General features: G+C 51.6%; 22 protein-coding genes. 9 read left to right on the top strand and 13 right to left on the bottom strand.

The features are described 5' to 3' along the window. Positions 1 to 305 precede the first annotated feature (305 nt). Complete coding sequence (locus tag AC0LWF_RS00110; RefSeq protein ID WP_474649551.1) at positions 306 to 3212, top strand: family 78 glycoside hydrolase catalytic domain; 2907 nt, start codon at positions 306 to 308, stop codon at positions 3210 to 3212. A 410-nt stretch (positions 3213 to 3622) separates the two neighbouring features. Continuing rightward, complete coding sequence (locus tag AC0LWF_RS00105) at positions 3623 to 4540, top strand: aminoglycoside phosphotransferase family protein (RefSeq protein ID WP_474649550.1); 918 nt, start codon at positions 3623 to 3625, stop codon at positions 4538 to 4540. Positions 4541 to 4605: 65 nt separating this feature from the next. Here AC0LWF_RS00105 and AC0LWF_RS00100 read toward each other — a convergent pair whose 3' ends face one another. Both AC0LWF_RS00100 and AC0LWF_RS00095 read right to left on the bottom strand, forming a co-directional pair. After that, positions 4606 to 5646, bottom strand: a complete 1041-nt coding sequence (locus AC0LWF_RS00100) for an aminoglycoside phosphotransferase/kinase family protein (protein ID WP_474649549.1) — start codon at positions 5644 to 5646, stop codon at positions 4606 to 4608. Positions 5647 to 5677: 31 nt separating this feature from the next. Next, positions 5678 to 8143, bottom strand: coding sequence for a GH116 family glycosyl-hydrolase (locus AC0LWF_RS00095; protein WP_474649548.1), 2466 nt, complete (start codon positions 8141 to 8143; stop codon positions 5678 to 5680). A gap of 121 nt (positions 8144 to 8264) precedes the next feature. Here AC0LWF_RS00095 and AC0LWF_RS00090 point away from each other — a divergent pair, with 121 nt between their 5' ends. Then, positions 8265 to 8537, top strand: coding sequence for a hypothetical protein (locus tag AC0LWF_RS00090; RefSeq protein WP_474649547.1), 273 nt, complete (start codon positions 8265 to 8267; stop codon positions 8535 to 8537). Here the strand turns inward: AC0LWF_RS00090 and AC0LWF_RS00085 are convergent. The 3 genes from AC0LWF_RS00085 to AC0LWF_RS00075 all read right to left on the bottom strand — a co-directional run bounded on the left by AC0LWF_RS00085 (position 8493) and on the right by AC0LWF_RS00075 (position 11873). Next, positions 8493 to 9536 carry a DUF4037 domain-containing protein gene (locus tag AC0LWF_RS00085; protein ID WP_474649546.1) on the bottom strand — a complete coding sequence of 348 codons (1044 nt, stop codon included), beginning with the start codon at positions 9534 to 9536 and terminating at the stop codon, positions 8493 to 8495. The two genes, AC0LWF_RS00090 and AC0LWF_RS00085, sit on opposite strands and share 45 nt — an antisense overlap. Before the next feature lie 111 nt (positions 9537 to 9647). Continuing rightward, the gene (locus AC0LWF_RS00080) at positions 9648 to 10568 is read right to left on the bottom strand and encodes an RNA polymerase sigma-70 factor (RefSeq protein ID WP_474649545.1); all 921 of its coding nucleotides are present in this window, start codon (positions 10566 to 10568) and stop codon (positions 9648 to 9650) included. A gap of 21 nt (positions 10569 to 10589) precedes the next feature. Further along, positions 10590 to 11873, bottom strand: a complete 1284-nt coding sequence (locus AC0LWF_RS00075; protein WP_474649544.1) for a phytoene desaturase family protein — start codon at positions 11871 to 11873, stop codon at positions 10590 to 10592. A 222-nt stretch (positions 11874 to 12095) separates the two neighbouring features. Between AC0LWF_RS00075 and AC0LWF_RS00070 the strand changes: the two genes are divergently transcribed. After that, a complete protein-coding gene (locus AC0LWF_RS00070; protein WP_474649543.1) occupies positions 12096 to 12902 on the top strand; it encodes a methyl-accepting chemotaxis protein in 807 nt (268 codons plus the stop codon). 61 nt (positions 12903 to 12963) lie between these two features. Here AC0LWF_RS00070 and AC0LWF_RS00065 read toward each other — a convergent pair whose 3' ends face one another. After that, a complete protein-coding gene (locus AC0LWF_RS00065; RefSeq protein WP_474649542.1) occupies positions 12964 to 13719 on the bottom strand; it encodes a DUF429 domain-containing protein in 756 nt (251 codons plus the stop codon). A 98-nt stretch (positions 13720 to 13817) separates the two neighbouring features. Between AC0LWF_RS00065 and AC0LWF_RS00060 the strand changes: the two genes are divergently transcribed. After that, positions 13818 to 13943 carry a hypothetical protein gene (locus tag AC0LWF_RS00060; RefSeq protein WP_474649541.1) on the top strand — a complete coding sequence of 42 codons (126 nt, stop codon included), beginning with the start codon at positions 13818 to 13820 and terminating at the stop codon, positions 13941 to 13943. Positions 13944 to 13974: 31 nt separating this feature from the next. Here the strand turns inward: AC0LWF_RS00060 and AC0LWF_RS00055 are convergent, their stop codons facing one another. The 4 genes from AC0LWF_RS00055 to AC0LWF_RS00040 form a co-directional block, all read right to left on the bottom strand. Next, the gene (locus AC0LWF_RS00055) at positions 13975 to 14199 is read right to left on the bottom strand and encodes a hypothetical protein (protein ID WP_474649540.1); all 225 of its coding nucleotides are present in this window, start codon (positions 14197 to 14199) and stop codon (positions 13975 to 13977) included. Beyond that, the gene (locus AC0LWF_RS00050; RefSeq protein WP_474649539.1) at positions 14178 to 14591 is read right to left on the bottom strand and encodes a cupin domain-containing protein; all 414 of its coding nucleotides are present in this window, start codon (positions 14589 to 14591) and stop codon (positions 14178 to 14180) included. The genes AC0LWF_RS00055 and AC0LWF_RS00050 overlap by 22 nt, the downstream gene beginning before the upstream one ends. A 54-nt stretch (positions 14592 to 14645) precedes the next feature. Next, positions 14646 to 15284, bottom strand: coding sequence for a GDSL-type esterase/lipase family protein (locus tag AC0LWF_RS00045; RefSeq protein WP_474649538.1), 639 nt, complete (start codon positions 15282 to 15284; stop codon positions 14646 to 14648). 69 nt (positions 15285 to 15353) lie between these two features. Next, positions 15354 to 16490 (bottom strand): serine hydrolase domain-containing protein, encoded by a 1137-nt coding sequence (locus AC0LWF_RS00040; RefSeq protein WP_474649537.1) that lies wholly within the window; start codon positions 16488 to 16490, stop codon positions 15354 to 15356. Positions 16491 to 16656: 166 nt separating this feature from the next. Here AC0LWF_RS00040 and AC0LWF_RS00035 point away from each other — a divergent pair, with 166 nt between their 5' ends. Beyond that, complete coding sequence (locus AC0LWF_RS00035; protein WP_474649536.1) at positions 16657 to 17058, top strand: VOC family protein; 402 nt, start codon at positions 16657 to 16659, stop codon at positions 17056 to 17058. A 154-nt stretch (positions 17059 to 17212) separates the two neighbouring features. Continuing rightward, on the top strand, positions 17213 to 18574 hold the full coding sequence (locus AC0LWF_RS00030) for a hypothetical protein (RefSeq protein ID WP_474649535.1): 1362 nt from the start codon (positions 17213 to 17215) through the stop codon (positions 18572 to 18574). Between the two features lie 53 nt (positions 18575 to 18627). Here the strand turns inward: AC0LWF_RS00030 and AC0LWF_RS00025 are convergent, their stop codons facing one another. The 3 genes from AC0LWF_RS00025 to AC0LWF_RS00015 all read right to left on the bottom strand — a co-directional run bounded on the left by AC0LWF_RS00025 (position 18628) and on the right by AC0LWF_RS00015 (position 19964). Beyond that, positions 18628 to 18846, bottom strand: coding sequence for a helix-turn-helix domain-containing protein (locus tag AC0LWF_RS00025; RefSeq protein WP_474649534.1), 219 nt, complete (start codon positions 18844 to 18846; stop codon positions 18628 to 18630). Between the two features lie 10 nt (positions 18847 to 18856). Next, on the bottom strand, positions 18857 to 19339 hold the full coding sequence (locus AC0LWF_RS00020) for a DUF2975 domain-containing protein (RefSeq protein WP_474649533.1): 483 nt from the start codon (positions 19337 to 19339) through the stop codon (positions 18857 to 18859). 199 nt (positions 19340 to 19538) lie between these two features. Continuing rightward, positions 19539 to 19964: an HIT domain-containing protein gene (locus AC0LWF_RS00015; protein ID WP_474649532.1), complete on the bottom strand. Its 426-nt coding sequence runs from the start codon at positions 19962 to 19964 to the stop codon at positions 19539 to 19541. Positions 19965 to 20582: 618 nt separating this feature from the next. On the opposite strand from AC0LWF_RS00015, the gene AC0LWF_RS00010 reads away from it, so the two are divergent. Together AC0LWF_RS00010 and AC0LWF_RS00005 are read left to right on the top strand one after the other, a co-directional pair. After that, complete coding sequence (locus tag AC0LWF_RS00010) at positions 20583 to 21722, top strand: winged helix-turn-helix domain-containing protein (RefSeq protein WP_474649531.1); 1140 nt, start codon at positions 20583 to 20585, stop codon at positions 21720 to 21722. A gap of 66 nt (positions 21723 to 21788) precedes the next feature. Continuing rightward, positions 21789 to 23024: an MFS transporter gene (locus AC0LWF_RS00005; protein WP_474649530.1), complete on the top strand. Its 1236-nt coding sequence runs from the start codon at positions 21789 to 21791 to the stop codon at positions 23022 to 23024. The last annotated feature ends 442 nt before the right edge of the window (positions 23025 to 23466 follow it).

Genomic DNA, 23466 nt, shown 5'->3' with positions numbered 1-23466 from the left:
TCCAATTGCTGACATTGTATCATAGCGACTGATTGTGGTAAGCGCTTTATTTCCCCTTCTCGTTCGAAAATAATGGATCTGCTTGGCCTACGTCCCAATTCAGCGGCAAAATCGGTCTTTTTGCAGGGATACAGTCGATTCGGGCTCTTATGCTTCACTTGACTGAAATTTTGGCGCAAGGTTGGATGCTTGCATGTCTGAAATGACCCCTATAAATGTCCGAATCAAACCCTGTAAGCGCGGACATTCTCTATTACAATGAGGGAGGTAACGATATATCTACAATTGAAGGAGGCCGCTTATCAATGTGGCATGCATCATGGATTTGGGGTTCTGGCGAAGAAAGCCCGCGCAATGCGTGGCGTTGTTTCCGCAATAGCTTTCTATACGAGGCGGAGGGCAGCAGCAATACAACTGTGAAGCTGACGGCAGACTCTCGCTATGTGCTTTATGTGAATGGAGTGCAGGTTGGACGCGGACCAGTTCGGTCTTGGCCGTTCGAGCTTGCCTATGATGAATATGAGATCGGGCATCTATTGAAAGCAGGCAGCAATACGATTGCCGTGCTTGTCTTGCATTATGGCGTCGCGACGTTCCAATATTTGCGCGGCAGAGGCGGCTTGCTGCTGCAAGTAGCTTCGAAGGCTGTGGAGGACGGTACCGAGCGCATCATCGCTGCAACGGACTCGAGTTGGACGACTACGGTACATGACGGTTACGATGCGCGTTCGTCGCGTATTTCGTGCCAGCTTGCTTTTGCCGAGCGATATGATGCCAGAAACGTAAACGATACATGGACGGAAGCGGCGTTCGACGATTCTGCATGGGAATCGGCTGTCGTCATCGGCAATGCCGGCATGGCGCCGTGGACGAGCCTTGTGCCTCGTTCCATTCCGTATCTGACAGAGGAGCCTGTCTACCCTGCCCGCGTGGAAGAGCTGAACTTCGTGAAGCCAGCCGCTTGGAATGGAGTGTTCGATGTTCGCACGCTGCTCATTCCAGATAGCGTCAATCATGCGAATCCGACTTCATTTATTGGTTTTATGGCGACGGTAGTGACACTGTCCGAGGCGGCAACGTTCACGATCGGCAGCGTCGACAATGGGCGAATTCCACTTCGGGTCGGCATCAACGGCAAATGGCTTGATCGTGCAGACTATTATGGCGAAAATCCTCAGCAGTTCGTATCGGCGGAGCTTCCTGCAGGCGAGCATTTTCTACTGTTCGATCTAAGCCGTGGCTCGCACGGTCATGGCTATCACCTCGGACTCCACGCGGATGTGCCGTTCGAGGTGCGCTCTCCGCTTGCGGGAGACAAGAGCGGTGTAGCAGGTGCTTCGAGCTCCGTTCCGTTCGCCGCGATCGGAGCGTTCGACTGGGCCGAGCACATCGACCATCAAGAGGAATCTTCTATACGCAAGGAGCAACCCGAGTATGACCGCATGCTGGGGGTCGGATCAGCGGAGCAGCTGCTAAGCGATTTCTCGGAATGGGTGCGCGAAGTACCGGAGGAGCTGTTCACACGTACCGATGTGTACGGCGAGTCCGTATGGCATGTCGTAGAGCAGCCGCAGCCTGTGCCCGTTCAATTGCAGCAAGTCGTGCTCGCTAGCGGCAATACCGGCGTCGTGCCTGTACATGCGGAGCTGGACACTGAGCTCGTCATTGATTTTGGCCGGGAGCTGTCCGGTTATATTGCCTTCGAGGTCGATGCGGCTGAAGGTACGGTCATCGACGGTTATGGCTTCGAATTCATGCGCGATGGCTGGCGCCAGCATACGTACGAGCTGGACAACACATTCCGCTACACATGCCGTGAAGGCAGACAATCGTACGTGTCGATCGTGCGCCGCGGTCTGCGGTATTTGGCGATTACGGTGCGCGGTGCTTCGCGTCCCGTGAAGCTGGTAGAAGTGAAGCTGCTGCAAAGCAATTTCCCTGTCGCAAATGTTGGTGTGTTCCAATCCAGCAATGCAATGCTGAATGAGATTTGGCGAATTAGCCGTGATTCGACGCGGCTCTGTATGGAAGATACGTTCGTGGACTGCCCTGCTTTCGAGCAGACGTACTGGGTCGGCGATGCGCGCAATGCTTCACTGATCAACTATTACGCTTTTGGCGATGCGGATATCGTTGAACGCTGCTTGCGGCTTGTACCCGGCTCTACATTCCAATCGCCGCTCTATGGCGATCAGGTGCCGAGCGGCTGGAGCAGCGTCATACCGAACTGGACGTTCTTCTGGATCACCGCTTGCCTGGAGCATTATCAATATACCGGCAATGAACAGTTCGCGCGGGATATGTGGCCGCATGTCCGGTTTACGCTGGAGCATTACTTGAAGCACATCGACGAGCGCGGATTGTTCTGCAAGCGGGGCTGGAACCTGCTCGACTGGGCGAACTTCGAGCAGCCGGGCGATGGCGTCGTCTCACCGCAAAATATGTTCCTCGTCAAGTCGCTCCGCGATGCCGCTGCTCTTGCATCGGCTGCAGGCGATGAGGCTGGCGGTATTGTGTTTATGGAACAAGCGTCACTGCTTCGCAGTGCGATCAATGCGCAGCTGTGGGATGCAGACCGCGCTGCTTATCTGGATTGCATCCACATTGATGGCCGTCCATCCACAACGGTGAGCATGCAAACGCAAGTAATCGCTATGCTATGCGACATTGCGGAAGGTGAACGCGCTGAGGTGCTGGATCGTTATGTTGTTGAGCCGCCGGCTCATTTTGTCCAAATCGGCAGCCCATTCATGTCCTTCTTCTATTACGAAGCGCTCGCGAAGCTTGGGCATCAGGACACGATGACGGCAGATATTCTGCACCAATATGGTGCAATGGTCGACAATGGCGCGACAAGCGTATGGGAAGTGTATCCGACGAGCGGCATTACGCATAATCCGAAGATGCTGACGCGCAGCCATTGCCACGCCTGGTCCGCAGGACCGGCGTTCTTCCTCGGCGCCGAGGTGCTCGGCGTACGCGGCGCAAGCCCGGGCTGGACGAAGGTGTCCATTGCGCCGAAGCCGGTCGGCCTAACATGGGCGCGCGGCAGCGTTCCTCTGCCAGGCAGCGGCCGTATCGACGTCTCTTGGTCGCTGGATACGGCGGCGAACGTCATGAAGCTTCGCGTCGTTGCGCCTTCTCGAGTTGAGCTGGCGTATGAGCAGCCGGAAGGCTACGAGCTGGAAATTGATGAGGTTCGAATCGGGTAAGTTAGAAATGCGGTGGGAGTCTACTCTACGGGGTGGCTCTCGCCGTTTTTTGTATTGGAATGTACGGGAGGTTCTTTCTCTTTATCCGCAGCTTTTCCGCCAATGTAGTCCAACTAACCAGCTTCTTTCACTCGATCCGCTGGTTTTCCGCCAATGTAGATACCTACAGTACTCTCTTTCCCTCATTACGCCGGATTTCCACCAATGTAGAGTACCACGTACCCCTCTTTCTACCATTTCACCGATTTTCCGCCTATGTAGGGTAGCACGTCCCCCTCTTCCCCTCATTCTTCCGATAATCCGCCTATAAGCCTCCACTCATACCACTCACCACTTCACATGGAAGGGTTTCCCACCGACTGCGTTGAACTTACAAATACACGCCTATGTCGAAAGGAGCACAACTACCCATGCAACTCACCGATGTTCAAGCTTTCATCCCGCAGCTACGCACAGCGACGGCTATTTCACGGATCCATAAAGGGTTCTCCTATGACGGCAAATATCTCATCTACGAGAACAGCGACAATCCGACCTATGTGCTCCGCACAGCTTCTATTAATGAGAGTGAAAAGAAACGCCTGGAGTTTGAAACGATTGGACGCGTGCATTCGTTTGGCGTTAGAACCTCTGAGCCTATTGCCTTTGGCACACTCGAAGAGCTTGAGTTATGTTACATGGTGCTGCGTTATGTAGAAGGGGAAGACGCTTTAGAGAAGCTGCCGTCCATGTCGGAAAACGAACAGTACGAAGTGGGAGTTGCAGCCGGGCGGGAACTGCGCTTGATGCACAATGTGGAAGCGCCAGGGCACATGGAACCGTGGTCAACTCGCCGGATTGCGAAGCACAACCGCCAGATGGAGGAGTATTTCCGCTGCGGAGTGAAGCTTCCCGAGCAAGCTGCCGTTATTGCTTTTATCGATAAACATCTGACGCTGCTTGAAGATCGTACGAATCGGTTTCAACATGACGACTTCCATCCGGCTAATCTGCTCATTCATCACGGCGCTTACGCGGCGGCTATCGATTTCAATCGGTATGATTGGGGCGACCCGTATCATGATTTCTTTAAGGTCGCCTACTTCAGCCGAGAGGTCAGCGTTCCATTCTCAATCGGGCAAATCGATGGATATTTTGACGGCAACCAAGTTCAAGGCGATTTCTGGAACCTATACGCGCTCTATGCGGCTATGACGATATTCGGAACGATCACATGGACGCTGAAGGTCGTGCCGAAGGACATTGATTCCATGATGGATCGCATTCGTACCCTACTAGACGATCACCAGAATTTCAACAGCGTCATTCCAGCATGGTACAAACATTAGAACAATAGTACAAATAGAAAAGAGCTGCCACCCTCTCAAGGTAAGCAGCTCCCTTCCCTAAACAGCTATACATCCAAATAATAATCTCCGCGCATCGATGCTAACGCCTGCCGGAAGCTACCCTCGTAATTATTGCCCTCTGAGTCAAGCGCATGCTCGCAGCGCGAAACATATGCCATGACATAGGTAGAGGCAGAAGATATTTTAGCCCACTCTTCGCTAGTAAACTTCGAACCGCGCGCTTGCTCATACTCCTTTACGAACGCATGCGACTCTTCTTGAGACGGTGTAATCTTTACAGGTATATCCCATGTGGTCATAAAAGTAGCTGCCGCAATTCCGAGCACGTTCAGCTCATCCTCCAGCTTTAAGCTATCCCAATCATAAACCATCGCAACATCGTTACCCTTGAAACGAAAATGCTTCAGCGACCAATCAAGGTGGCCGAGCACAACTTTGCCGTTGATGCGATTGACGGTTCTTTTAGCCCTGTCAGCGATTGCATCGATCCATTCGGCGCCACCTGCTGTTCGCTCAAAGTTGAATAAGACATTGTGAGGGATCGGATACAGCGTTTCACTCGCACAGAATCTCCCTGTAGCAAATCCTTCCGTATCCTTATACGGCTCGGTGCTCTTAATCAATCGAGCCAACGTAAAGGCGATTGCTTCCCGAATTGCCGGTTCATGGGCATCCCGCAGCTCGCCAGGAGCGGCGAATTCATCAACGGTTGCAATTCCATTACCTAACTCCGCAGGCTCTAATAGTACGCGAGGACAAGGAAATCCGCTCTCCGCAAGGGATCTCTGCACACCTGAAACAGCGCTTAGATACGGTTTGCTAATGGCTGTTATCGTATCCTCTGATGTAGGCCTGTGCACTTTGACAAAGATTTGATTGCCGTTCTCTAGCTCAAAGCCAAACGATGCGCCGACGCTAAAGCTAATGTGTAGACAGGCGCGTATCGGGCTGCTCAATCGACTTCTACAGAAGTTGTTCATGTCTGACACAATTTGATCGGCGTCTGACATGCCAAGAATGGAGTTGCAAAGAATAACGTTCTCGCTGTCTTCAAATGAGTTAAGCAGTGCTTCTCGAAAATCCACTATGTTCAATCCCCTCGTATCTATGCTGCTTCTACCCTTTCAACCGAACACTTCCCGCATCCCCGTATAGCACATCGAGCGACTTCTCCAGTTGCCCTGTCTCGGCGTTTCTCTGCTGGCGGTACGTGCCCCAAGCAGTGCCGATGCTCCAGAAGCAGCTGAAATCATCCTGTTCAATGACTGGCGCGAAGCTGATTGTCCCTTCACGCATATCGTAGGTGAAACCGCTGAGCGATAGCAGCACAGCCCAGCTCGCAAGTGAACGCGCATAGTGGTAGCCGCACTCTTCCTCCGCCCACGGATTGCGACGGTAGCCATCATGACGGTCGCGGACCGCTTTGACAAGCGTTAGCCCTTCCTCAATCATGCCCTCGTAGATAAGATGAGCGGCAACATGGTACTCGATGCCCGTCCACACTTCGTCCGCGTAAACGAATGGAACCTTCGGACGTCCGCCATGCGGCCACGAGCAGAGCAGCAGCCCCTGTTCATCATTAAGCGTATACGTGCGCTGCACATTGGCATGTTCATAGAAGTCGGTGCGGAAGTTGTAGCGGAAGATCGAAGCGACCGCTTCTTTCACGTGCGCTTCCGGCAATATATAACCAAGTCCCGCCACATGAGCGAGGAACTGGCCGAACACTTGGTCCGACAGGCAGCCGATTCCGTACTGATACAGATGCGAATTCACATCGTCTATGCGCTGCACGTAGTACTCGCCGTTCCAGAGCAGCTCGTCGACCCGCTTCTGCCCGCGCTCGAACGCCGCTGTATATCGCTCTGCTCGCTCCGTATCACCTACGAACGCTGCCATCTCGGCACCAGCCTTCAGCGCTGCGAGGAAGAGCGAGTTCGCCAGCGAGTTCGGTCCAAAGAACTCAATATCGTACGTATTATGCTGCTCGCTGTCCAGCACGCCATCTCCGTCCGAATCCCAGTGGCCGAATGCAAAATCTAGCGCCAGCCCCGCCTTCTCCCATAAGCCGTGCAGGAAATCATGATCGCCGCTTAGCTTCCACTCGCGATACAGCCGGACAATCGTGCCCATCTGACCATCGACGGCTGGCGGCATGTTCTGACGCCCCATGCCGAACGTCTGCTGCGTGCGGAATGCCATATTGCCGGTCTCGTCTGTTTCAATGAGAAACTCAACATTTCTCGCGCTTCGTTCCAGCTCAGGGAACACGAATGCCGCTGTCTGCGCATAATTCCATACATGTGTACAGGTTCCGTGGCAGCTGCCATGCTGCGAATGGCTTCCTTCGAACGCGTAGAAAGTGCCCCCTTCGACACGGAAGCAGGTTGGACTGCGCAGCACCGTCATGTTCGCAGACAGCGCATCGATAACATATGCAGGCAATGTGCTGCTGAACAGCGCTTGATGGAACGAGCGCGTGCCCTTCTCCAGACGATCCAGCTCGTCAATTAGGTAGCGTCCAGCGTCCCAAGCATCTGCAAACTTGGTCGCATAATGGTTGCGGATGATCTCCCCCGGCTGAATCTGATAATCTTCATCCCAATGCTTAGGCCGGTTCGGAAAATGCCACGCCAGCACGAACTCGAACGTCTTCTCTTCGCCAGGGAGCAATGTCGCATAGCTGCCAATGGAGCCTACTCGCAGCCGTGATTGCGGCGCAATCGCCACTTGCCCGTTCCCGACAACCGGAATTTGCTCGAGCCTTCCATCCTCGGCAAAATCATCCCAAAACTCGTGCGCACCATCCCACCAGCTGCCGATCTGCCAAGTCGGCTTCATAGTCACATCATCCGCCGTTGTCATGAGGCTCATGCTGCCATTTCGCAGGTGATCAGCAGGCAGCTTCGGCGAGGTGAAATGAACGCCTGTCACTTGCCCTTCCTCACGCAGCTCGTTCACGCCGACTTCGGCGACGAGCGTATTGTCGAACCGATCAAGTCCCTGCCAACCAACCGGATTGGACAAGCTGCCTACAATGGACACATCGACCGGCAGCGATGACGGATTGCTCACCTTGTAGCGGAGCACAGCCGCAGGAATGCCGGAGTCGTCCGCATGGAGCGGAATAAATGGCGTAAACGCTTCCAACTTTACGTTAACAGGCAGCGACGCATCCTCGAACTCCACCTCTGCCAGCGGATATTCTCCGCGCAGCTTCGATGCTTTCAACCGCGGCAGTCCCGCCATCGTGCCGGCATGATACCCTTTGCCGTTCAGCCCATAAGGGGGCTGAAGCTCAGCTTCCAACACCTTGGCGATTGGCTCGCCGCCTCCATGCGCCTTCGCCCAAATCGCGAAAAAGCTATAGTAGAGCTGATTGCCTTTGCCCGGACGGTTAAAAATTTCAAAATCTCTAAGCTCGCCGCGTGCCCCGAGCGAAATATTGCCAGTACCGATACCGCCAAGCAGAAAAGCGGCTTCTCTTGCATCATGCTTGAACTCACGCTGCTCTCCTCTAGCGAACAGAACGTCTTGCGGATACGCTTTCATTTTAGACTTCGAATCCATTTGCTTCTGCATTCAATTAACCCCTTTGCTTAGTAGCGTTGATTAATTAACGGAATCATGTAGTAATTCGCAGCTGATGCGGGATATCCTTCTATGCCCAAATGCAGAATCTTGTTCAAATGAAGAACTGTCATTGGTCGGTAATCGCAAGGTATCGTTTCGGCTCAAAGTTGACAACAACTCCGTAAACAATGCGAATGTTGTGAAAATAGACGTCTACGATGCTACATCGGGTACGAGCGTCGTGCAAGCGGACATCGCGCGGCAGCAGTGTACAGCGGCGAATCAGTATCAGGATTTCAGCCTCAGCTTCAATCAGACGCTGAAACCCGCCGTCATGCAGCATGACGGCGGGTTTATGTTATTCAGCGCGGTTATAAAGTGCCTTCAATCGCTCCCGGCTTGAAGGCGATTGCGGCATGTTACGGACATCGGTATTGTCCGTGATCTGGTCGATGCTGCCGATTGGACGGTGCTCCGCCAGCCAGCGGATATCGCTGTCCTGGATGCGCTCTCTGAGCGAAACCGCAATGTCGCCGCCATTCATGACGTTGAATGGACGAGTGAAGAAAGGCATCGCTTCCTCCCCGAGCGGCGTTTCCGTCAGCCCCAAATCGTTATGCATCCGGGCCAATATGCGGTACACGCGATTAAATGCGCCTTCCCGAGCTTTCCAGTTCATGGCCGTCTGCGCTTCCCACAGGAGAGGTGACAATTGCTCCGCGCAGTTCAGCTGCTTAAACGCAGTCCCGAACCATTTCGGATACGGCGCATACTTCCGCTCCATCAGGAAGCACAGATTCATCACATCGCGAACGATGCGGGAGCCCATGACGGCGGAGCCAAGCTCGTCGCCTACATAGCCGGCCCGGTTCATAAGATGCTCCTCCTGCCCGATCCGCTGCCAGGTGCAGGTGATCAGATAGAGCCAGATGTCATCTGGATAATAGGCGAACCGTTCACGCAGCTCCTCCAACTGACCGGCTCCGTCCTTAAACACTCCACCGCTTGTTAGCTCAAGCAGCGTCTGCGACGGGAAGGTGAGCCAGTCGAGCAGCGCGATCGCCGCATTCCAATCTATTCCAAGCCTATTATTCAAAAAGCTCTCTACAGTCGTAATGCGCGTCATGCAAGCATCCACCGGAAAGCCATAGAAGTGCTCAGGCGCACGCTTCTCAAGCAGCGCACGCAGCTCATCCACCGCCTCAGCTGGAAAGCTATCTCCAAGGAACAAGCATACACGCGGTCCCCAGTCGTGATCCTGCGACATTTCGGTATCGAAGCCAAGCACTTCACTGCCTGGTCCAATCAATGCTGCGGCATAATCGTCCGATGCCACATACTCGCGCATCAGCGGTTCTACGATTTCATGATAAAACCTTCTACTTAGTTCGATCCCCTGCATTTGGTTTCGTTAACCCCCGTAAAAATAAATTCTCCCTCTCGTAAGTCAATATAACTGGTAATTCAACTTTTGAGCAGGAAGCACCTCCAATATTGACTAATCTATTTCGAATTACTCATTAATAGATGCCAAGTGCTTCAGCTTATCCGGATTGACCACCAGGAACAACGAAGCGATCTGCGCCTCCCTGATATCGACCGTCAGTACAAAATAAGGCTGTCCGTACGCATAGCCAATAACTCCGGTAGCTCCGTTCACAGGAGCAAAAGCAAAGCTGTTCCCTTCCGGAAGCTGCTTCTCCTGCAGTCCGAAGAAGAATGCCGCAATGCGATCCGCTCCAACAATCGGTCGAACCGCTGCCCTTACTTTGCCGCCGCCATCCGAGTAGAGAACGGCTCCTTCCTTCACAATGCTTAGCAGCTGCGGCATGTTGCCGGAGGATAGCGCCTGCACGAACTGTTCGACGAGAGTCGTCTCCTTCGGCTCTACATTCACGCCAGCCAGCTCCCGCTCCTGCTCCGGAATTCCGCTGATCGCAAGCTTCGCCCGGCGGAAGATTTGACGGCAATTCGTGCTGGTCTTGCCAACGATCTCTGCGATCTCCTCGTATTCATATTGCAGCACTTCACGGAGCAGGAAGACTGCCCGCTCCACCCAGGAGAGCTGCTGAAGCAGCAGCAAGTAGGCGGTCGACAGCGACTCCTTCTGCATATAAGAGCTGAACGGCTCATCATCGGCGGAATGACTGGTCTCCACTAGCGGCTCTGGCAGCCAAGGACCAACATACACCTCGCGCTGCTTGCTCGCTGATCGGAGGCGGTCGATGCAGCGGTTCGTGACGATTTTGCACAAGTACGCTTTCGGATGCCGGACGTCCTCCACCTTCATCTCACTCATCGCGAGAAAAGCTTCTTGCACGATATCTTCCGCATCCATTACACTGCCGAGCATGCGGTAGGCTAGCGCAAACAATAACGGTTTATAGGCAGCATAAGCCTTAGCAGCCGCTCCAGCTCCTTCTGTCTGTTCCATAGGATGCACCTCCTCCAACCATTAATCGTGGTTACTAACAATCGCTTCGGCCGCTCTTCTGGCGCTTGCCGCTGAAGCGTCCGCCAGCAGCTCGCCATGACTCACCCAGTCACCTGCCACGTACAACCCGTGAATCTCCGGCACTTCCGGGCCTACTGCCGTATTCATCTTCCCGCGGTGCGGGTAATCATGCACGACGGTGATGTGGGGCAGAAACTGCTTGGCAATGACCTCCTGCTCCCATCCCGGATGGAGCATCGTCATCGTCCCCTGCAGCAGCTTCTCATCCGCCTTCGGATCAGACGTTCCGGGACTATTATATTTAATCAAATGAACGACGACTTCGCCGTTATCGCTCAGTTTCGCACCTACTGAATGCTCGGAGAAGAATACCGGCTGATCAAGGCCCAGCGCAAGATGCCGCCCTTTGGTCGGAAGCTTGCGTAAGCCAAGGTCCATACATGCCGCCGTTACCGGCCTCGCTTCCGTCTTCCAGCGCTGCAGCGCCGTCGCTTCTGCGCCTTGCACGAGCTTCGCGCTCTCCGATGGCGATGCGGTGCTTATCACGTTCGAGACGGCAAGCTCTTCGCCATCTGCAAAAACCAGCCTCTGCACGCGGCCATTAGCATGCTGTATCTCACGAATGGACCTGCCACTGACGATGTGCGCCCCTGCTTGCCGCGCCTTCTGCCGCAGCTGCTCAATAATGGTCTGCCAGCCTCCATTAATGTAGAGCACGCCGCCCTTCAACGAGCGCTGCACTTGCGCAAGCGCAGGTGCAGCAAGCTGATAATCGGGATCAAGCGTATAGGTTGCCGTTCTGCACAGCGCGTAGAAAACATGTCTCACCTTCGGGTCAGCCACTTCCGCCTCTGCCCATTCGCGCACACTCATTGTCGCAGGCAGCCGCTGCGCGTCCAGCTTGCTGAGCTTCAGCATAAGACGCATCAGGTTTATTTTACCAGACAAGGTCAGCAGCTTCGAGGTCAGCATACTAATTGGATCTGGCGATAACGAATACAGCTCCTTGTTCCAGATGACATTCGTCTTCGTCGAAGGTGGCCCACCCTCAAGACTAATGCCATGCTCCTGCAAAATCTGAAAGGCGCGCCCCGTCTTGTACAGCGCATGACCGCCCATATTCAATTGAATGCCGTGCTCTGTATTCGTCATCGCCCGCCCGCCGAGCCGGCTCGACTTCTCAATGACGATAACCGAGCGTCCCATCTTCGCTAATTCAAGCGCTGCAAGCAATCCTGCCAATCCTCCGCCAATTACGGCTGTATCATAGTGTTCCATCTGCATCTCAATCACCCTCCGTGTGTGGTCTTCATGAAATAAGGCGAATGAGAGGGGGATTTTGTGACAGAGGGATAGAAAAATGTACAGCGAACTCCACCTGCATAAATTTGACGAAGCATGTCAGTTTTTAGTGCTATGGTCACTGGTTAATACGCATTCTAGTAACATATGCTGTATCTATTAAACTATTAAATACGAAAAACTCAACCTTCGGAGGACTTCCAGATGCACACGATTCTCGAACAATATATTTCGCTAGCCAAGGGCATTCAAGCTTTGTACCCGGACGATGCCCACATCGCTATCTTCGATTCGGAGAAGCTCATCCATAGCTTGCCTGGCACTACGGTTAATCTTGGCTTGCAGCTTGGCATGCCGATTAGCGCTTTCAAAGGACTTATCCCAGAGAAAGTCATGAACACGAAGGTTCGCCAGACGGAAGATGCACCTGCTGGCAAGCTGCCCGTACCGGTCAAATCGGTCGGCATTCCCATCTTCGATGAGAACGAAGAAATGATCGGGATCGTTGCAGTTATTTCATCGGCGGTACAGATGTATTCGCTACGGGATGCATCGACGAAGCTGATCGAGCTGCTGTCCGGGATGTCGGATACGACGAACCAGATCTCGCTCGGCTCGCACGAAATTACGCAGCGACTGCAAGGAGTATCGGAATCGACGCAGGTCGTGAAGAAAGACATTCAGCAAATTCAAGAGACACTCCTGTTCGTCGAGGAAGTCGCTTCCCAATCGAACCTGCTTGGCCTCAACGCTGCTATCGAAGCGGCGCGTGCGGGGGAGCATGGCAGAGGCTTCAATATCGTCGCTACCGAGATTCGTAAAATGTCCGATAAGAGCAAGGAAGCTGCACAGACGAGCAAAGATCAGCTTGAAATCATTCTGAAAGCTTATGAAGAATTGAATAATGCGATGCAGCAAATCGCCGCCATCACTGCCCAGCACAGCGCTGGACTTGAAGAACTTAATTCGACATTCTCGCATATTGAAGGTATCGCTAGTACGTTGAAATAATGCAAAAAGGAGCCTGACGGCTTGGTCGTCGGGCTCCTTTTATATATATTCGCCACCACCTTTAACAGTAGCTAATGTTCATTTCGAGTTCACCGGCATAATCGTACTGCTCGCTCGGAGACACTTTCAGTTTGGTCCGGATACCGGAGCTGATGCTGAAAGCCGCTAACGCAAGCACGGCTGCGTCCAGAATATCGTCCTTCGCGACTGCATTCGACCTCGCATGGCTGAGCATGGACTCTATTACTGCTGCGGGAATGCCGGCGTTTTGCAAAATAAAGGCGCGTTCGGCAATCCCTTCCTTTGCCTTCTTGTTATGCCCGAGTTCTATATTCCCATTGAACCGCTGAAAATTCAGCTCGGGGTGCGATTCCTCCATGAGATGCTGAATTCCATATGGGAGATTCGCCTTCATGAACAGATCCACTTCTCTTATCTTCGGGATAATGTTCTCCGATTGATTGGACAGCTTCTTCTGCACGATTGCAAAATTCGTCTCCGATGGCGTCTCCGAATACGTCGCCTGCCTGGTCGGCGTGTTAAACACGCTGCTCTTGCGCTTCACCGGCAGCAGCTTCCGGCAACCGGCGTCGCTTATGCGCAGCGAATGTGTGTTATTGCTGCCTTGCTCCCCCTCCGGAAGACCGATCGGCATGTCGATGAAGACGAGCATGTCTGCGCAGCGTTCGGGCTGCAGCAGTGCCCATAGCTCCGTTATATTAGAGGCTAGCAGCAGTTCGGCTGATGCTGGTGAGTCCTCTATGATTACCGCCGCCCACCCTGATCGGCAGCCGTCAATTCCAATTCCTCGTGGCATTTACGGTTCCCTCGTTCCTTTCGCATTCGCAAGCATTGCACCTTTTCTATGAATCTAGCATTTACTATAGGGATCATACTCGAAAGGGGGACCCTATAATGGCTCGTACAAAAGCAGTTCAACAGCCTGATCTCGTTCTTATTACTTGGTCACGCAACCCTCTGATCTCCGGTTCTGCTCGCAGAAGTCCGCGTCATCGGCAGCGCTTATCCTTGCGGGAATAGCCTATTTGCAGGAGGCCTGCTCATTAACGCCTTAAATTGCTTGCTTGATAACGACATCGGCTTCAAAATCGTCTACCGCAAAAAAACATCCGACATCAGCGGTATCCTCTTGCTGAAGCGCTACCGCTAACAGATGAAAGAGCAGCTCCTCCAAGCTGCTCTTTCGTTTAGTACAGGCTGGTGCGGTGATAAGTGAGGATCTGAGGAACCGAGTTAGACGCTTCGAGCCGAAGCTTACAGCAGCTCCGATTCGCATTCGCTGAACAACGCCTTCATGCGATCCCAGCTGCGGTCGGTCGACCTATGGATCTCTTCGATAAGCGTGCTAATCGTACCCGTCATAATAAGCAGGTACCGTGCTTCTTCTGGCGCCGGGTTCCAATACGTATGCGCCTTGCCGCTCGGTACGATGACCGCTTGTCCGCTGCTAGCTTCGATAATTTCATCATCAATTTGGAAAGCTAGCCGTCCCTCGAGTACATACCACGCTTCATCATCAACAAGATGCCGGTGCAGCGGCGCAATTGGCATCGGTTCACAGCCCTCCGGCGTCCCTTCGGCTTTCCAATCTGCAATGACCAGCTTCGATCCGGTTGGTTGAAACGACTGGCCGTTTAAGAGAGATGATAGGAAGTTCTTTTCGGGCATGAATTTGGAGTCTCCTTCGAGTATGAGTAAGTGAAATATAACTTAGGTCTGAATTTATAAATACCTTCTCAAATTATTCAGAATGACCGTATAGGCATTCGGCCATAAATGAATGCCTTCCACGGTGAATTCCGGCTTCAAATTTCCTGTCTCATCTGTTAAGCCATCGTTCACGTTTATGAATGAAAATCCATGCTGCTTGGCTAATCGTTCGATCGCTTCGTTCGCCTCTAGAATGTTGGCGTTTGTTCGGGTGGCAAACATCGGTATCTTATCGATTTCATCAATTCCGAAGTCCGCTTCCGCATTGATCGGATAGTAGGCCATCACGAACACTTCGCACTGTGGCAATCGCTCTCTAATCTGATCCAAAATGTTAGTGTAATTCGCAAGCAGCGTATCCTTGCTGTACCCGTCATTCCCAGAGGCTCCGATATCATTCGAGCCGATATTAATAAAGAGCTTGCTTGGCTCCAAATCAAAAATACAGGCATCCATCGATTGCAGCAGATCCGCGGTCGTCGTACCGCCAATTCCACGATTATAGATGACAAGATCAAGACCAAGATTCAACGTCAGCTGCATTTCATAGATTGGAAATCCTTCCATTAGCGAAGATCCTACAAATAAGATTTGCCCTTTTTTGGCGTGCTGGTTCAGCATCCGGTATTCATTGAGCTTGGAATCGTTCATAACAATCGCTCCTGATTCGAACTCCATGCACGAAGAAGCCACCGAAATCGGCAGCTCTGTCCGGCTGCCTCATGACAGGCAGGAGTACACGATATTTTTTAATCGAGGATGTACGTAAGGCTCCTGATTGTTTATCAAATGCTGCGCATACATGACGGTCAACTGCGACTCGGGATCGATGATCGCGAAGCTCCCGGCCGCGCCACTCCAGCCGAATTCGCCTAGCGGGGACAATGAACCGCTACCCGCTTTAGAGACATGGGTTCTTACACCAAGCCCATAACCGTAACCGGCGTGATGCTCCCAGTTGTAGTCGCTCCGCGTGTGCTCGGTTAGATGGTCTGTCCTCATCAGATCGACGCTGGCAGGTGACAAGATCCGCATGCCCTCCGGGCTTGTGCCGCGATTGGTCAGCGCGTTCAGGAAAAGCGAATAATCGCTTACGGTTGACAGCAGGCCTGCTCCGCCGCTGTCGAACTCCGTGCCGATGCGATACCAGTTGCCGTCCATCCGCACGGCCTTGCCAAGCGCATCATTGAATTCATATTGCGGCGCAAGACGGCTAAGCTGCGCTTCCGATAGATGGAAGCCAGTGTCCAGCATACCTAGCGGCTCAGTAATTTCTTCACGCACGTATGTGCTGAACCGCCTTCCGCTGACCTCCTCAACGAGCGCTGCAAGTACGTCATGGCACAGGCTGTAGTTCCACCGGGTCCCCGGCTCGAACAGCAGCGGCTCTTTGGCGAGCGCTTTAGCAAACTCGCGGGTCGGCATCCTCCCATTCGTGCGTTCCATTGCCTCCCGAATAGAAGGTGAAGCGAGGTCGTAGGAGAAGCCGGCCGTCATCGTGAACAGATCACGAACCGTTATCGGACGATCCGCCAACTCCGTTATAACGCCACCCTCCGTCTGCTTCTTGCCCACAACTACCTCGGCAAACTCTGGCAGATAGGTAGAGATAGAGTCGCCGAGCAGCATCGCTCCCTTTTCTACCAACTGAAGCGCGGCCGTGCACGTCAGTATTTTCGTCAGCGAATAGAGATAGATAATTCTGTCCTCATCAATTGGTGTCTTCGCTTCCAGGTCGGCATAGCCTGCACGGTAGCGGAAGACCGTCTCATTGTGGTGCATTACAAGCACTTCCGCCCACGGAATGCGCCAGGAGGTGATGCGATCGATAAACTGGGACAATGGCGTAAAGTCCATATTTCCTCATCCTCTACTAGTGATCTCTTGTTCATTATTGTACATGTTGACCGTTCCTGCAAACCCCAAAAAGGGCTGCGGGTCTAAGTTAGAGTTAGATTCGCTTCCGCTGCCCAAACTAGAGTATAGTAGGAGTAATTGAAAATATATTCCAGGAGGGCACACGATGTCACAGGAGATTTGGATTAACCTGCCGGTCAACAATGTCGAGAGGTCAACTGCCTTTTTCAATGAGATTGGACTCGATGCGGTGAGCTTTGGTAACGAGAGAGCCAAGCTTGCTATTGGTCAAACCACGATTCTGCTGTTCCCGAATGCGGCCTTTGAGAAATATACGGGTGCAAAAACCGCAGATACTTCCAATAGCGCGGAAGTCATATTTTCCATCGGCGCTGATAGCAGAGAAGCAGTAGATGCCTTTATTCAAAAAGTAGAGCTTGCCGGAGGAAGCATCTTTGGCAAGCCTAGTGAAATTGAAGGCTGGATGTACGGTGCAGGATTTGCCGACTTGGACGGTCACCGCTGGAACCTGCTGTACATGGATACGAGCAAGATGCCGAAACGCTAATACGGAAACGCTGGTTACCTGGTTAAAGGTTACCGGCGTTTTTTTGTATCTATAACTGTTTTTGACAAAGAAATAAGCTCGTTTAGACCAAGAATAACTCCAAAGAGGCTACTATAATAAAGTTATTATTGTATCCATAAGGGAGTGGCATGCATTGAAGAGAACGGTTATTGACAATAAAGGAATACCTCCTCTTGCTGGCATTTGTACGTACGAAGATGCATGCAAGCCCGGATTCACCGTTGACCGAAGCGTCGATCTACTGAAACGGTTTAACTATATTTCTAAAGGACTCAATCAAATGCTGGCCGCCCATCTGGCACGCGTGCCCGAGTGGGAAGTGAAATGCGCCTTCGGCTATCATCTGTGGCTCGACGCCGAACACAGCGCCGCCATCCGCAAACGAGTGTCCGAGATGCGCGAGCCGCCTCTCGGTCTTGACCAAGTGCCTGATGAGAAGCTTCGCGTCTGGCTTGACGAAGCGATCCGCGGCGATGATACGATCGAGCTGCTCGTCGGATTTTATCGCGTCATTCGCGCGGAGATCATCAAGGCGATTAACCGTTATCTTGATGAGATGAACCGGATTGCAGAGCATCCTACCTACCGTCTGCTGCGAGGAATGCTGCAGGATCAAGAGGAAATGCTGGCATGGGGTGAGCAGGCGCTGGCCGCACTGGTCGATTCTCCTGAGAAGGAGCGTCATGCAGAGCAGTGGGAGCAGCATCTCCAAACATTCCTTAATGAAGCCGGGGGCATGTTCGGCGATGACACGCTAGTAGCGTGTGCGCTGACGCCGCGCTCCGACGGGCAGAAGTACGAGATGGACCCTGCGCCGAGAAGAGATGAACGGTTTATTGACCCTTACAATACATCCGCGCAAATTGATGCGTATTTCTGGGACGACAGCTGCTCTCCGGAAGAGCGCGCGTATTCTCTCGTCTACAAACGGCTCCGGGAAATGGACGTGCCAGAATGGATGGGGCCTATTTTATACAAAATCGAAGGCAAACCTTGGGAGTACTATACCGATCTAAGCCGACAGCTGTGGGATGAAACACGGCATGCGATGCTCGGAGAAATTGGCCTCTATTACGGCGGCGTTCCGTTCTATAAATATCCGATTCCGATGGGAGCGTCCATGATTCTGAACACGGATCTCAGCCCTACAGAGGCACATCTTATTCTGTGGCGGATCGAGCAAAGCCTCATGCCGAAACAGACCGGCAAGCAGAAGGAATGGGAAATCGCCAAGGATACGGGCAACCCCATCGCCAAGCTGATCCAGGATTATGATTGGGCAGACGAGGTATTGCATGCCCAGATCGGTCGCAAGTGGCTCGTACCGGATTACGGCAGCTTGACGGCGACGACGGAAATTGCGGATCAAGCCATGAAAGTATGGTCGGAGGCGGCAAAAAAGACGGAGGCATGGTCAGAGCACAAGGAATGGTGGCCGCAGCTGGTCGAGGAACTCCGGGAGAATGCGAAGAAGCTCGCGACGACTTCTGGCTAATTAACAAACAAGCCATGTGCCCTTACGGGTGCATGGCTTGTTTGTTGTCTTTTTTATTGAGTTTCTTCGTTGCTTTTATACTCCAAAATATCACCAGGCTGACAATCCAGCGTCTTACATATCGCTTCTAAAGTTGAAAAACGAACCGCTTTTGCTTTCCCATTCTTCAGAATAGAGAGATTCGCCATCGTAATTCCAACCCTCTCCGAAAGCTCGGTTACGCTCATTTTCTTCTTTGCCAGCATCACATCAATATTGATAATAATCGCCATGATATTCACCTCAGATCGTCAAATCAGATTCTGATTTTATAAGAATAGCTTCTTGTAAAAGTCTTTGGAGAACAGCAGCGAATACGGCGATTACCATAGAGGCGAAAATAATGACCGATCCCATTGGCATGAAGCTTGGAGGGTCAACTTTCTGCGCCATGAGGTAGTAAAGCGGCATGCCTAACAGGTACACGATACTGATTGTGACGGCACAGTATTTTATATTTTTTAAAGCCTTTACGGATAATTCCGAGAATGCTTGGTTCTTATCAATGTAGTTTAAAACCTTAAAAGCTTGATACAAAGCGAAGTAAAAAGGTATCGCTGCCGCGTACATATCGATTAATACGAGTGATTTCATATATGCAATATCTGGATACGATTCCCCAGCAAAAGTCCCGATCCTTGGCACCAAAAATATGCAGAATGCAAGAACTGGGATCCCCATAAGAATATCAGCCATCTTCAAAAAGAGTGTTGTTCCTCGTTTCATAAAGAGCACCTCGCTAAACTAATTATGAAATGATTCTAACATATTTTTTATTGTTTTACAATAAATTAGTATCGTTTATTATTACTTTGTTGTTGTTAATTGATCTTTTTATTTTAATTTAAAGTCTGTTCTATATACCTCCCGTTAACGGAACAGACCGCCAATCTTGGCAGCCTGTTTTTGTGCTATTTGATTTCCACTATTGCCATCCCTTGATATGGTAATGGATGTGAAACACATCCTGCCCGCTTTTTTCCCCGCAGTTATTATTCATACTCATTCCTTCGAGATTAAACTGACGGTACATTTGCTGTGCAATCTTATGAATATGAGAGATGACAGGTAATTCCGCTTCTTCTACGTTCATCAAGGTTGGAATGTGCTTTTTCGGAACAGCCAACAAATGAACAGGGGCAGAAGGGTCTTTACAGTGAAATACGATAACTTGGTCATCCTCATATTCTACTTTTGCCGGAAGTTTTCTGTCGACAATTTCACAGAAGACGCAGCTCGACTCCATTTTGCGATCGCCTCCATAACTTGGGTCAATGTAGAGTTTTTGGTCGTTTATTTCGAGTAATACGTTTGCCCAGCCGATTGATCGTAGATCGTATGCAAATTGCATTATTCTTCACCAATCTTTGTTCTCGTTTCACATGTAACTCTCCTGCCCTTTAGTTGAGAAACGGCAGTCTTCTGCAGGCTGTTGCGAATTACAGCTTCCTTACCATTAACGTCACAACTCACTACAATGATAAATGATTTCTCTGGATAGTTACTCTGAAATAATTTTTTCCATTCGTAAATGATATCAAGTGCAATCGAGAGATTTTCCAAGTGTAAGTGATTTATTGACACTTCACAGTCAGTCCTGTCAAAATAGCTTGTCTTATCCAATCTCATCGGATGGTCATGAGCAAAACTGCTGATTAAAATACAGTCATCCCATTCAACAAAATGAGTGTACTCATCGTCTGCGATTGTCCCTTAGCTCAATGAAGCGGCGCCAGTTTTTAAACTTTGTTTCATCAGTCTACAACTTTATTTTTCGATTCCAACACTTTATTCCGATTCAATACTTTATTTTTCTTTGGACACCTGAGTTACCTCTCTGGACTAGCTGCTGTCGCAACATACCATTTGCAAAAGCTGGAAGACATTCGCTTGCTTTCTCAGACCCTCCATGCCATCATCAAGAAAAGAAGTATTGGCAAGCGTACGGTGAAAGGGCAGGGAGTCTCACATGATTCAATTCAATTCGGATACTTATCAAGTCGCATATGCGGGAGAACACGTGCATCTCCTGCCCAAGGAGTTCGCGCTCTTCCGATTTCTCTACGAGCATGCTGGACGCTTGTTCACCCGGGAGGCCTTGCTTGATGCCGTATGGCCAATGGAAGCACCGACCGACCGGACCGTAGATGACCACATCTACCGTGTTCGGAGAAAATTGGCCTGCTGGAACCACCTGCTCCGCGTTGAGACCGTCCGCGGCCAGGGCTACAAGCTCATGCGCTGCACTCCCGAATCGAAAGTTAATCCTCTAAGCTTCGACGAACAGTTCGCGGTGGACGTAAAGCGTTTATTCTCCAGGTATCACGGCCTTGGCATGGGAGCGGCCATGCAGCTGCTGGCAGAGAACCGTGAGGTTCTAAGCTTGCCCGGAGACCCTTATAATGACGCCTATCTGCGTTTTATTCGCGGCGATTTCGAATGGCTCCTAACAACTGACAGCATTTCCCTCTGGCAGAAGTTGACTTATGCCGTATATATCCACTCCATCATTCAACCGGAGCCTGCAGCTACACTCCCTTACATCGTAAAGCTTCTTGGCAAAGACAACATCAACACACTGGAATGGCGGCATGACTTGCAGCTAAGCCTCATTCTCCTCTATACGGAAGCCGGCAAGCCGGTTAATGCACGAAACGATCTCGAAGCGATCCGGCAGGAGATTGAAGCGCTCAACTCCCCTAGCTTCAAGGCGGTCTTCCTGCTTAAGGAGACGTATCTGGCGATATGGACGGGTAACCTCGAGACTGCAGACGCCAAGCTCCGCGAATGCGATAAGCTCCTGATACATCATCCGATCAAACGCGAGCGGGGAGCTTATCTTGTGGCACTGGCTATGCTCCTATACCGGCAAGGAGACATTCCCGCCGCGAGGCTTGCTCTGGATGAAGGGGTGGAGACGCTTCGCCATACGGAGTTCTTCCCCCATCTGCTATCTAGCTTAAATACAATGCTGCGATTTCTCTCCATCCACGAGTGCGACGAAACTTATCGGCTGGCATATCAACGACAGTGGGACCAGCTTGCTGTGCGTTACCGTTTTGAATGGCTGCTGCCTCGTACAGAGGCGTTGTTTAGAATTCATCTCTGATCATTCTCTGACAATCCCCTGATACGATTGAATCATAACGATTTTATTCAGGGGGTTGTCTTTCCGATGTTAAGAAAAAACCGCTCGTTCACAAAAATGTTCGCCGCTTACGGCATCTCGGCTTTCGGCGACTATTTTGACTTTATGGCAGTTACGATTCTTCTCGGCTTCATTTGGAAGGCAGACGCGATGACGATCGCTCTGCTGCCTCTATGTTTTGCCGTGCCCGGAATTGCATTCAGCCAGCTGGCAGGAATTTTGGCTGATCGCTGGAACAAACGGAACCTGATGATCGTTACCGATCTCCTGCGCTCGGGATTAACCGTCATGCTTATCTTCGCTCCTAACGCGGGTGTTCTTCTCGGCTTGATCGCAATTCGATCGACCGCTCGCGTCTTTCACTTTCCTGCACAACAATCGATGACTCGAGCCATTGTTGCACCGGATCAGCTCTTGCAGGCAACCTCCCTTAACGGAGCCGTCTTCCAATTGTCCAAAATACTCGGCCCCCTGCTTGGCGCCTCCGCGGCATCTGCATTCTCCCCCTCCGTCAGCATGGCGGTCAACGCGGGCTGCTTCGTCATATCCGCCTTCTTGCTCCTTCTAGTCCCCGCCGTCGATGGGCGCGTACCGGCCGCCGCAACCGAGGAGAAGAGGGGGCTGCGGGGCGAATGGCGAGAAGGATGGCGCTTTCTCTGGCACAGCCGCATCTTGCGCATGAGTCTTCTCTTCAGTTTGATCGGGCTGGCCGGTATCCAAATGATTGATGCCCAATTCGCCGTTCTCTTCCGCGAGATTGCGCCGGAACAACCCGATTTGATGGGCTGGCTCGTGACCGCAATCGGTGCTGGCGGACTCGCCAGTGTAACTTGGCTTCGCCGGTACCAAGAGATTACGGCGTACGGAAGGCTGCTCGGAGGAGGCGTGGCGTTGATCGGCCTGATGTTCGCGACAGCCGGTACTTTCCAGCAAGAAAGCCCACTTGGGCTCATGCTGCTGGTATTTTTCATTGGAGGGATCGGTACCGGCTTTACCTCCTCCGGCATGAACTATATTCTGCAGAAAGAAACGCCGCCCGAAGCCGTAGGCCGCGTCAGTGGCATATTTGAATCCTTAAGCAGCGTCATCTTCGTCATCGCTCCGCTCAGCGGCGGCGCGATGATTGGTCTATTGGGAGCAAGCCGCACTTTCTTAATCGTCGGACTCGCGGTTGGGATAATCGGTTTCGTTGGAATTGTACTACGTCGGCAGATGTGGGGAAGGATAGATACCCTGAAGCCGGAGTTTTCGAGCAACACTTAACAAAAAAACGAGCATGGAGAGGCCACGACGCACCGTTTCAACGCAGGCGAAGTTCCTCCATGCTCATTGTCATGTAATTCGAATTTAAATATGTTTAAACTCCTGCCCACTACTTCAACAACAAGCCAGGCTTGTTGTTTTAAACTAAGGTGCCCGTTAGCTGAACAAAGGCAACCTCGCTTCTGGTCGGTTGCCTTCTTGTTTTTAACTATTGTACCTGTGAAATGAAGGCAAAACTTTTTCAAAAAAATTGAATCACTTAGGGTGTGAAGAATTAATAAAAACAAAACCCTTAATTAACTTCGTCTAATTTATCTGAATAACATATTTTTTTTACACAACTTAAAGATGTTTAGGAGGTGAAAAAAATGTCTAACCAAACAACAAACGAAATTCCCAAAATGTCTCAGAGAACGTAAAGGATACCGCAGGGACTGTATTT

This window comes from Paenibacillus sp. sgz302114 (assembly GCF_056120345.1).
The sequence above is the reverse complement of the archived record's forward strand: the minus strand, read 5'-3'. Positions and strand labels throughout refer to the sequence as shown.

Bases quoted from the DNA above. Each gene is read 5' to 3' on its own strand.
- AC0LWF_RS00025 (WP_474649534.1), bottom strand. From the start codon at position 18,846: ATGGCGATTATTATCAATATTGATGTGATGCTGGCAAAGAAGAAAATG.
- AC0LWF_RS00110 (WP_474649551.1), top strand. From the start codon at position 306: ATGTGGCATGCATCATGGATTTGGGGTTCTGGCGAAGAAAGCCCGCGC.
- AC0LWF_RS00005 (WP_474649530.1), top strand. From the start codon at position 21,789: ATGTTAAGAAAAAACCGCTCGTTCACAAAAATGTTCGCCGCTTACGGC.
- AC0LWF_RS00085 (WP_474649546.1), bottom strand. From the start codon at position 9,536: ATGCAGGGGATCGAACTAAGTAGAAGGTTTTATCATGAAATCGTAGAA.
- AC0LWF_RS00050 (WP_474649539.1), bottom strand. From the start codon at position 14,591: ATGCCCGAAAAGAACTTCCTATCATCTCTCTTAAACGGCCAGTCGTTT.
- AC0LWF_RS00045 (WP_474649538.1), bottom strand. From the start codon at position 15,284: ATGAACGATTCCAAGCTCAATGAATACCGGATGCTGAACCAGCACGCC.
- AC0LWF_RS00080 (WP_474649545.1), bottom strand. From the start codon at position 10,568: ATGGAACAGACAGAAGGAGCTGGAGCGGCTGCTAAGGCTTATGCTGCC.
- AC0LWF_RS00020 (WP_474649533.1), bottom strand. From the start codon at position 19,339: ATGAAACGAGGAACAACACTCTTTTTGAAGATGGCTGATATTCTTATG.
- AC0LWF_RS00055 (WP_474649540.1), bottom strand. From the start codon at position 14,199: ATGCGAATCGGAGCTGCTGTAAGCTTCGGCTCGAAGCGTCTAACTCGG.
- AC0LWF_RS00015 (WP_474649532.1), bottom strand. From the start codon at position 19,964: ATGCAATTTGCATACGATCTACGATCAATCGGCTGGGCAAACGTATTA.
- AC0LWF_RS00035 (WP_474649536.1), top strand. From the start codon at position 16,657: ATGTCACAGGAGATTTGGATTAACCTGCCGGTCAACAATGTCGAGAGG.
- AC0LWF_RS00065 (WP_474649542.1), bottom strand. From the start codon at position 13,719: ATGCCACGAGGAATTGGAATTGACGGCTGCCGATCAGGGTGGGCGGCG.
- AC0LWF_RS00060 (WP_474649541.1), top strand. From the start codon at position 13,818: ATGGCTCGTACAAAAGCAGTTCAACAGCCTGATCTCGTTCTTATTACT.
- AC0LWF_RS00095 (WP_474649548.1), bottom strand. From the start codon at position 8,143: ATGCAGAAGCAAATGGATTCGAAGTCTAAAATGAAAGCGTATCCGCAA.
- AC0LWF_RS00040 (WP_474649537.1), bottom strand. From the start codon at position 16,490: ATGGACTTTACGCCATTGTCCCAGTTTATCGATCGCATCACCTCCTGG.
- AC0LWF_RS00010 (WP_474649531.1), top strand. From the start codon at position 20,583: ATGATTCAATTCAATTCGGATACTTATCAAGTCGCATATGCGGGAGAA.
- AC0LWF_RS00070 (WP_474649543.1), top strand. From the start codon at position 12,096: ATGCACACGATTCTCGAACAATATATTTCGCTAGCCAAGGGCATTCAA.
- AC0LWF_RS00105 (WP_474649550.1), top strand. From the start codon at position 3,623: ATGCAACTCACCGATGTTCAAGCTTTCATCCCGCAGCTACGCACAGCG.
- AC0LWF_RS00075 (WP_474649544.1), bottom strand. From the start codon at position 11,873: ATGCAGATGGAACACTATGATACAGCCGTAATTGGCGGAGGATTGGCA.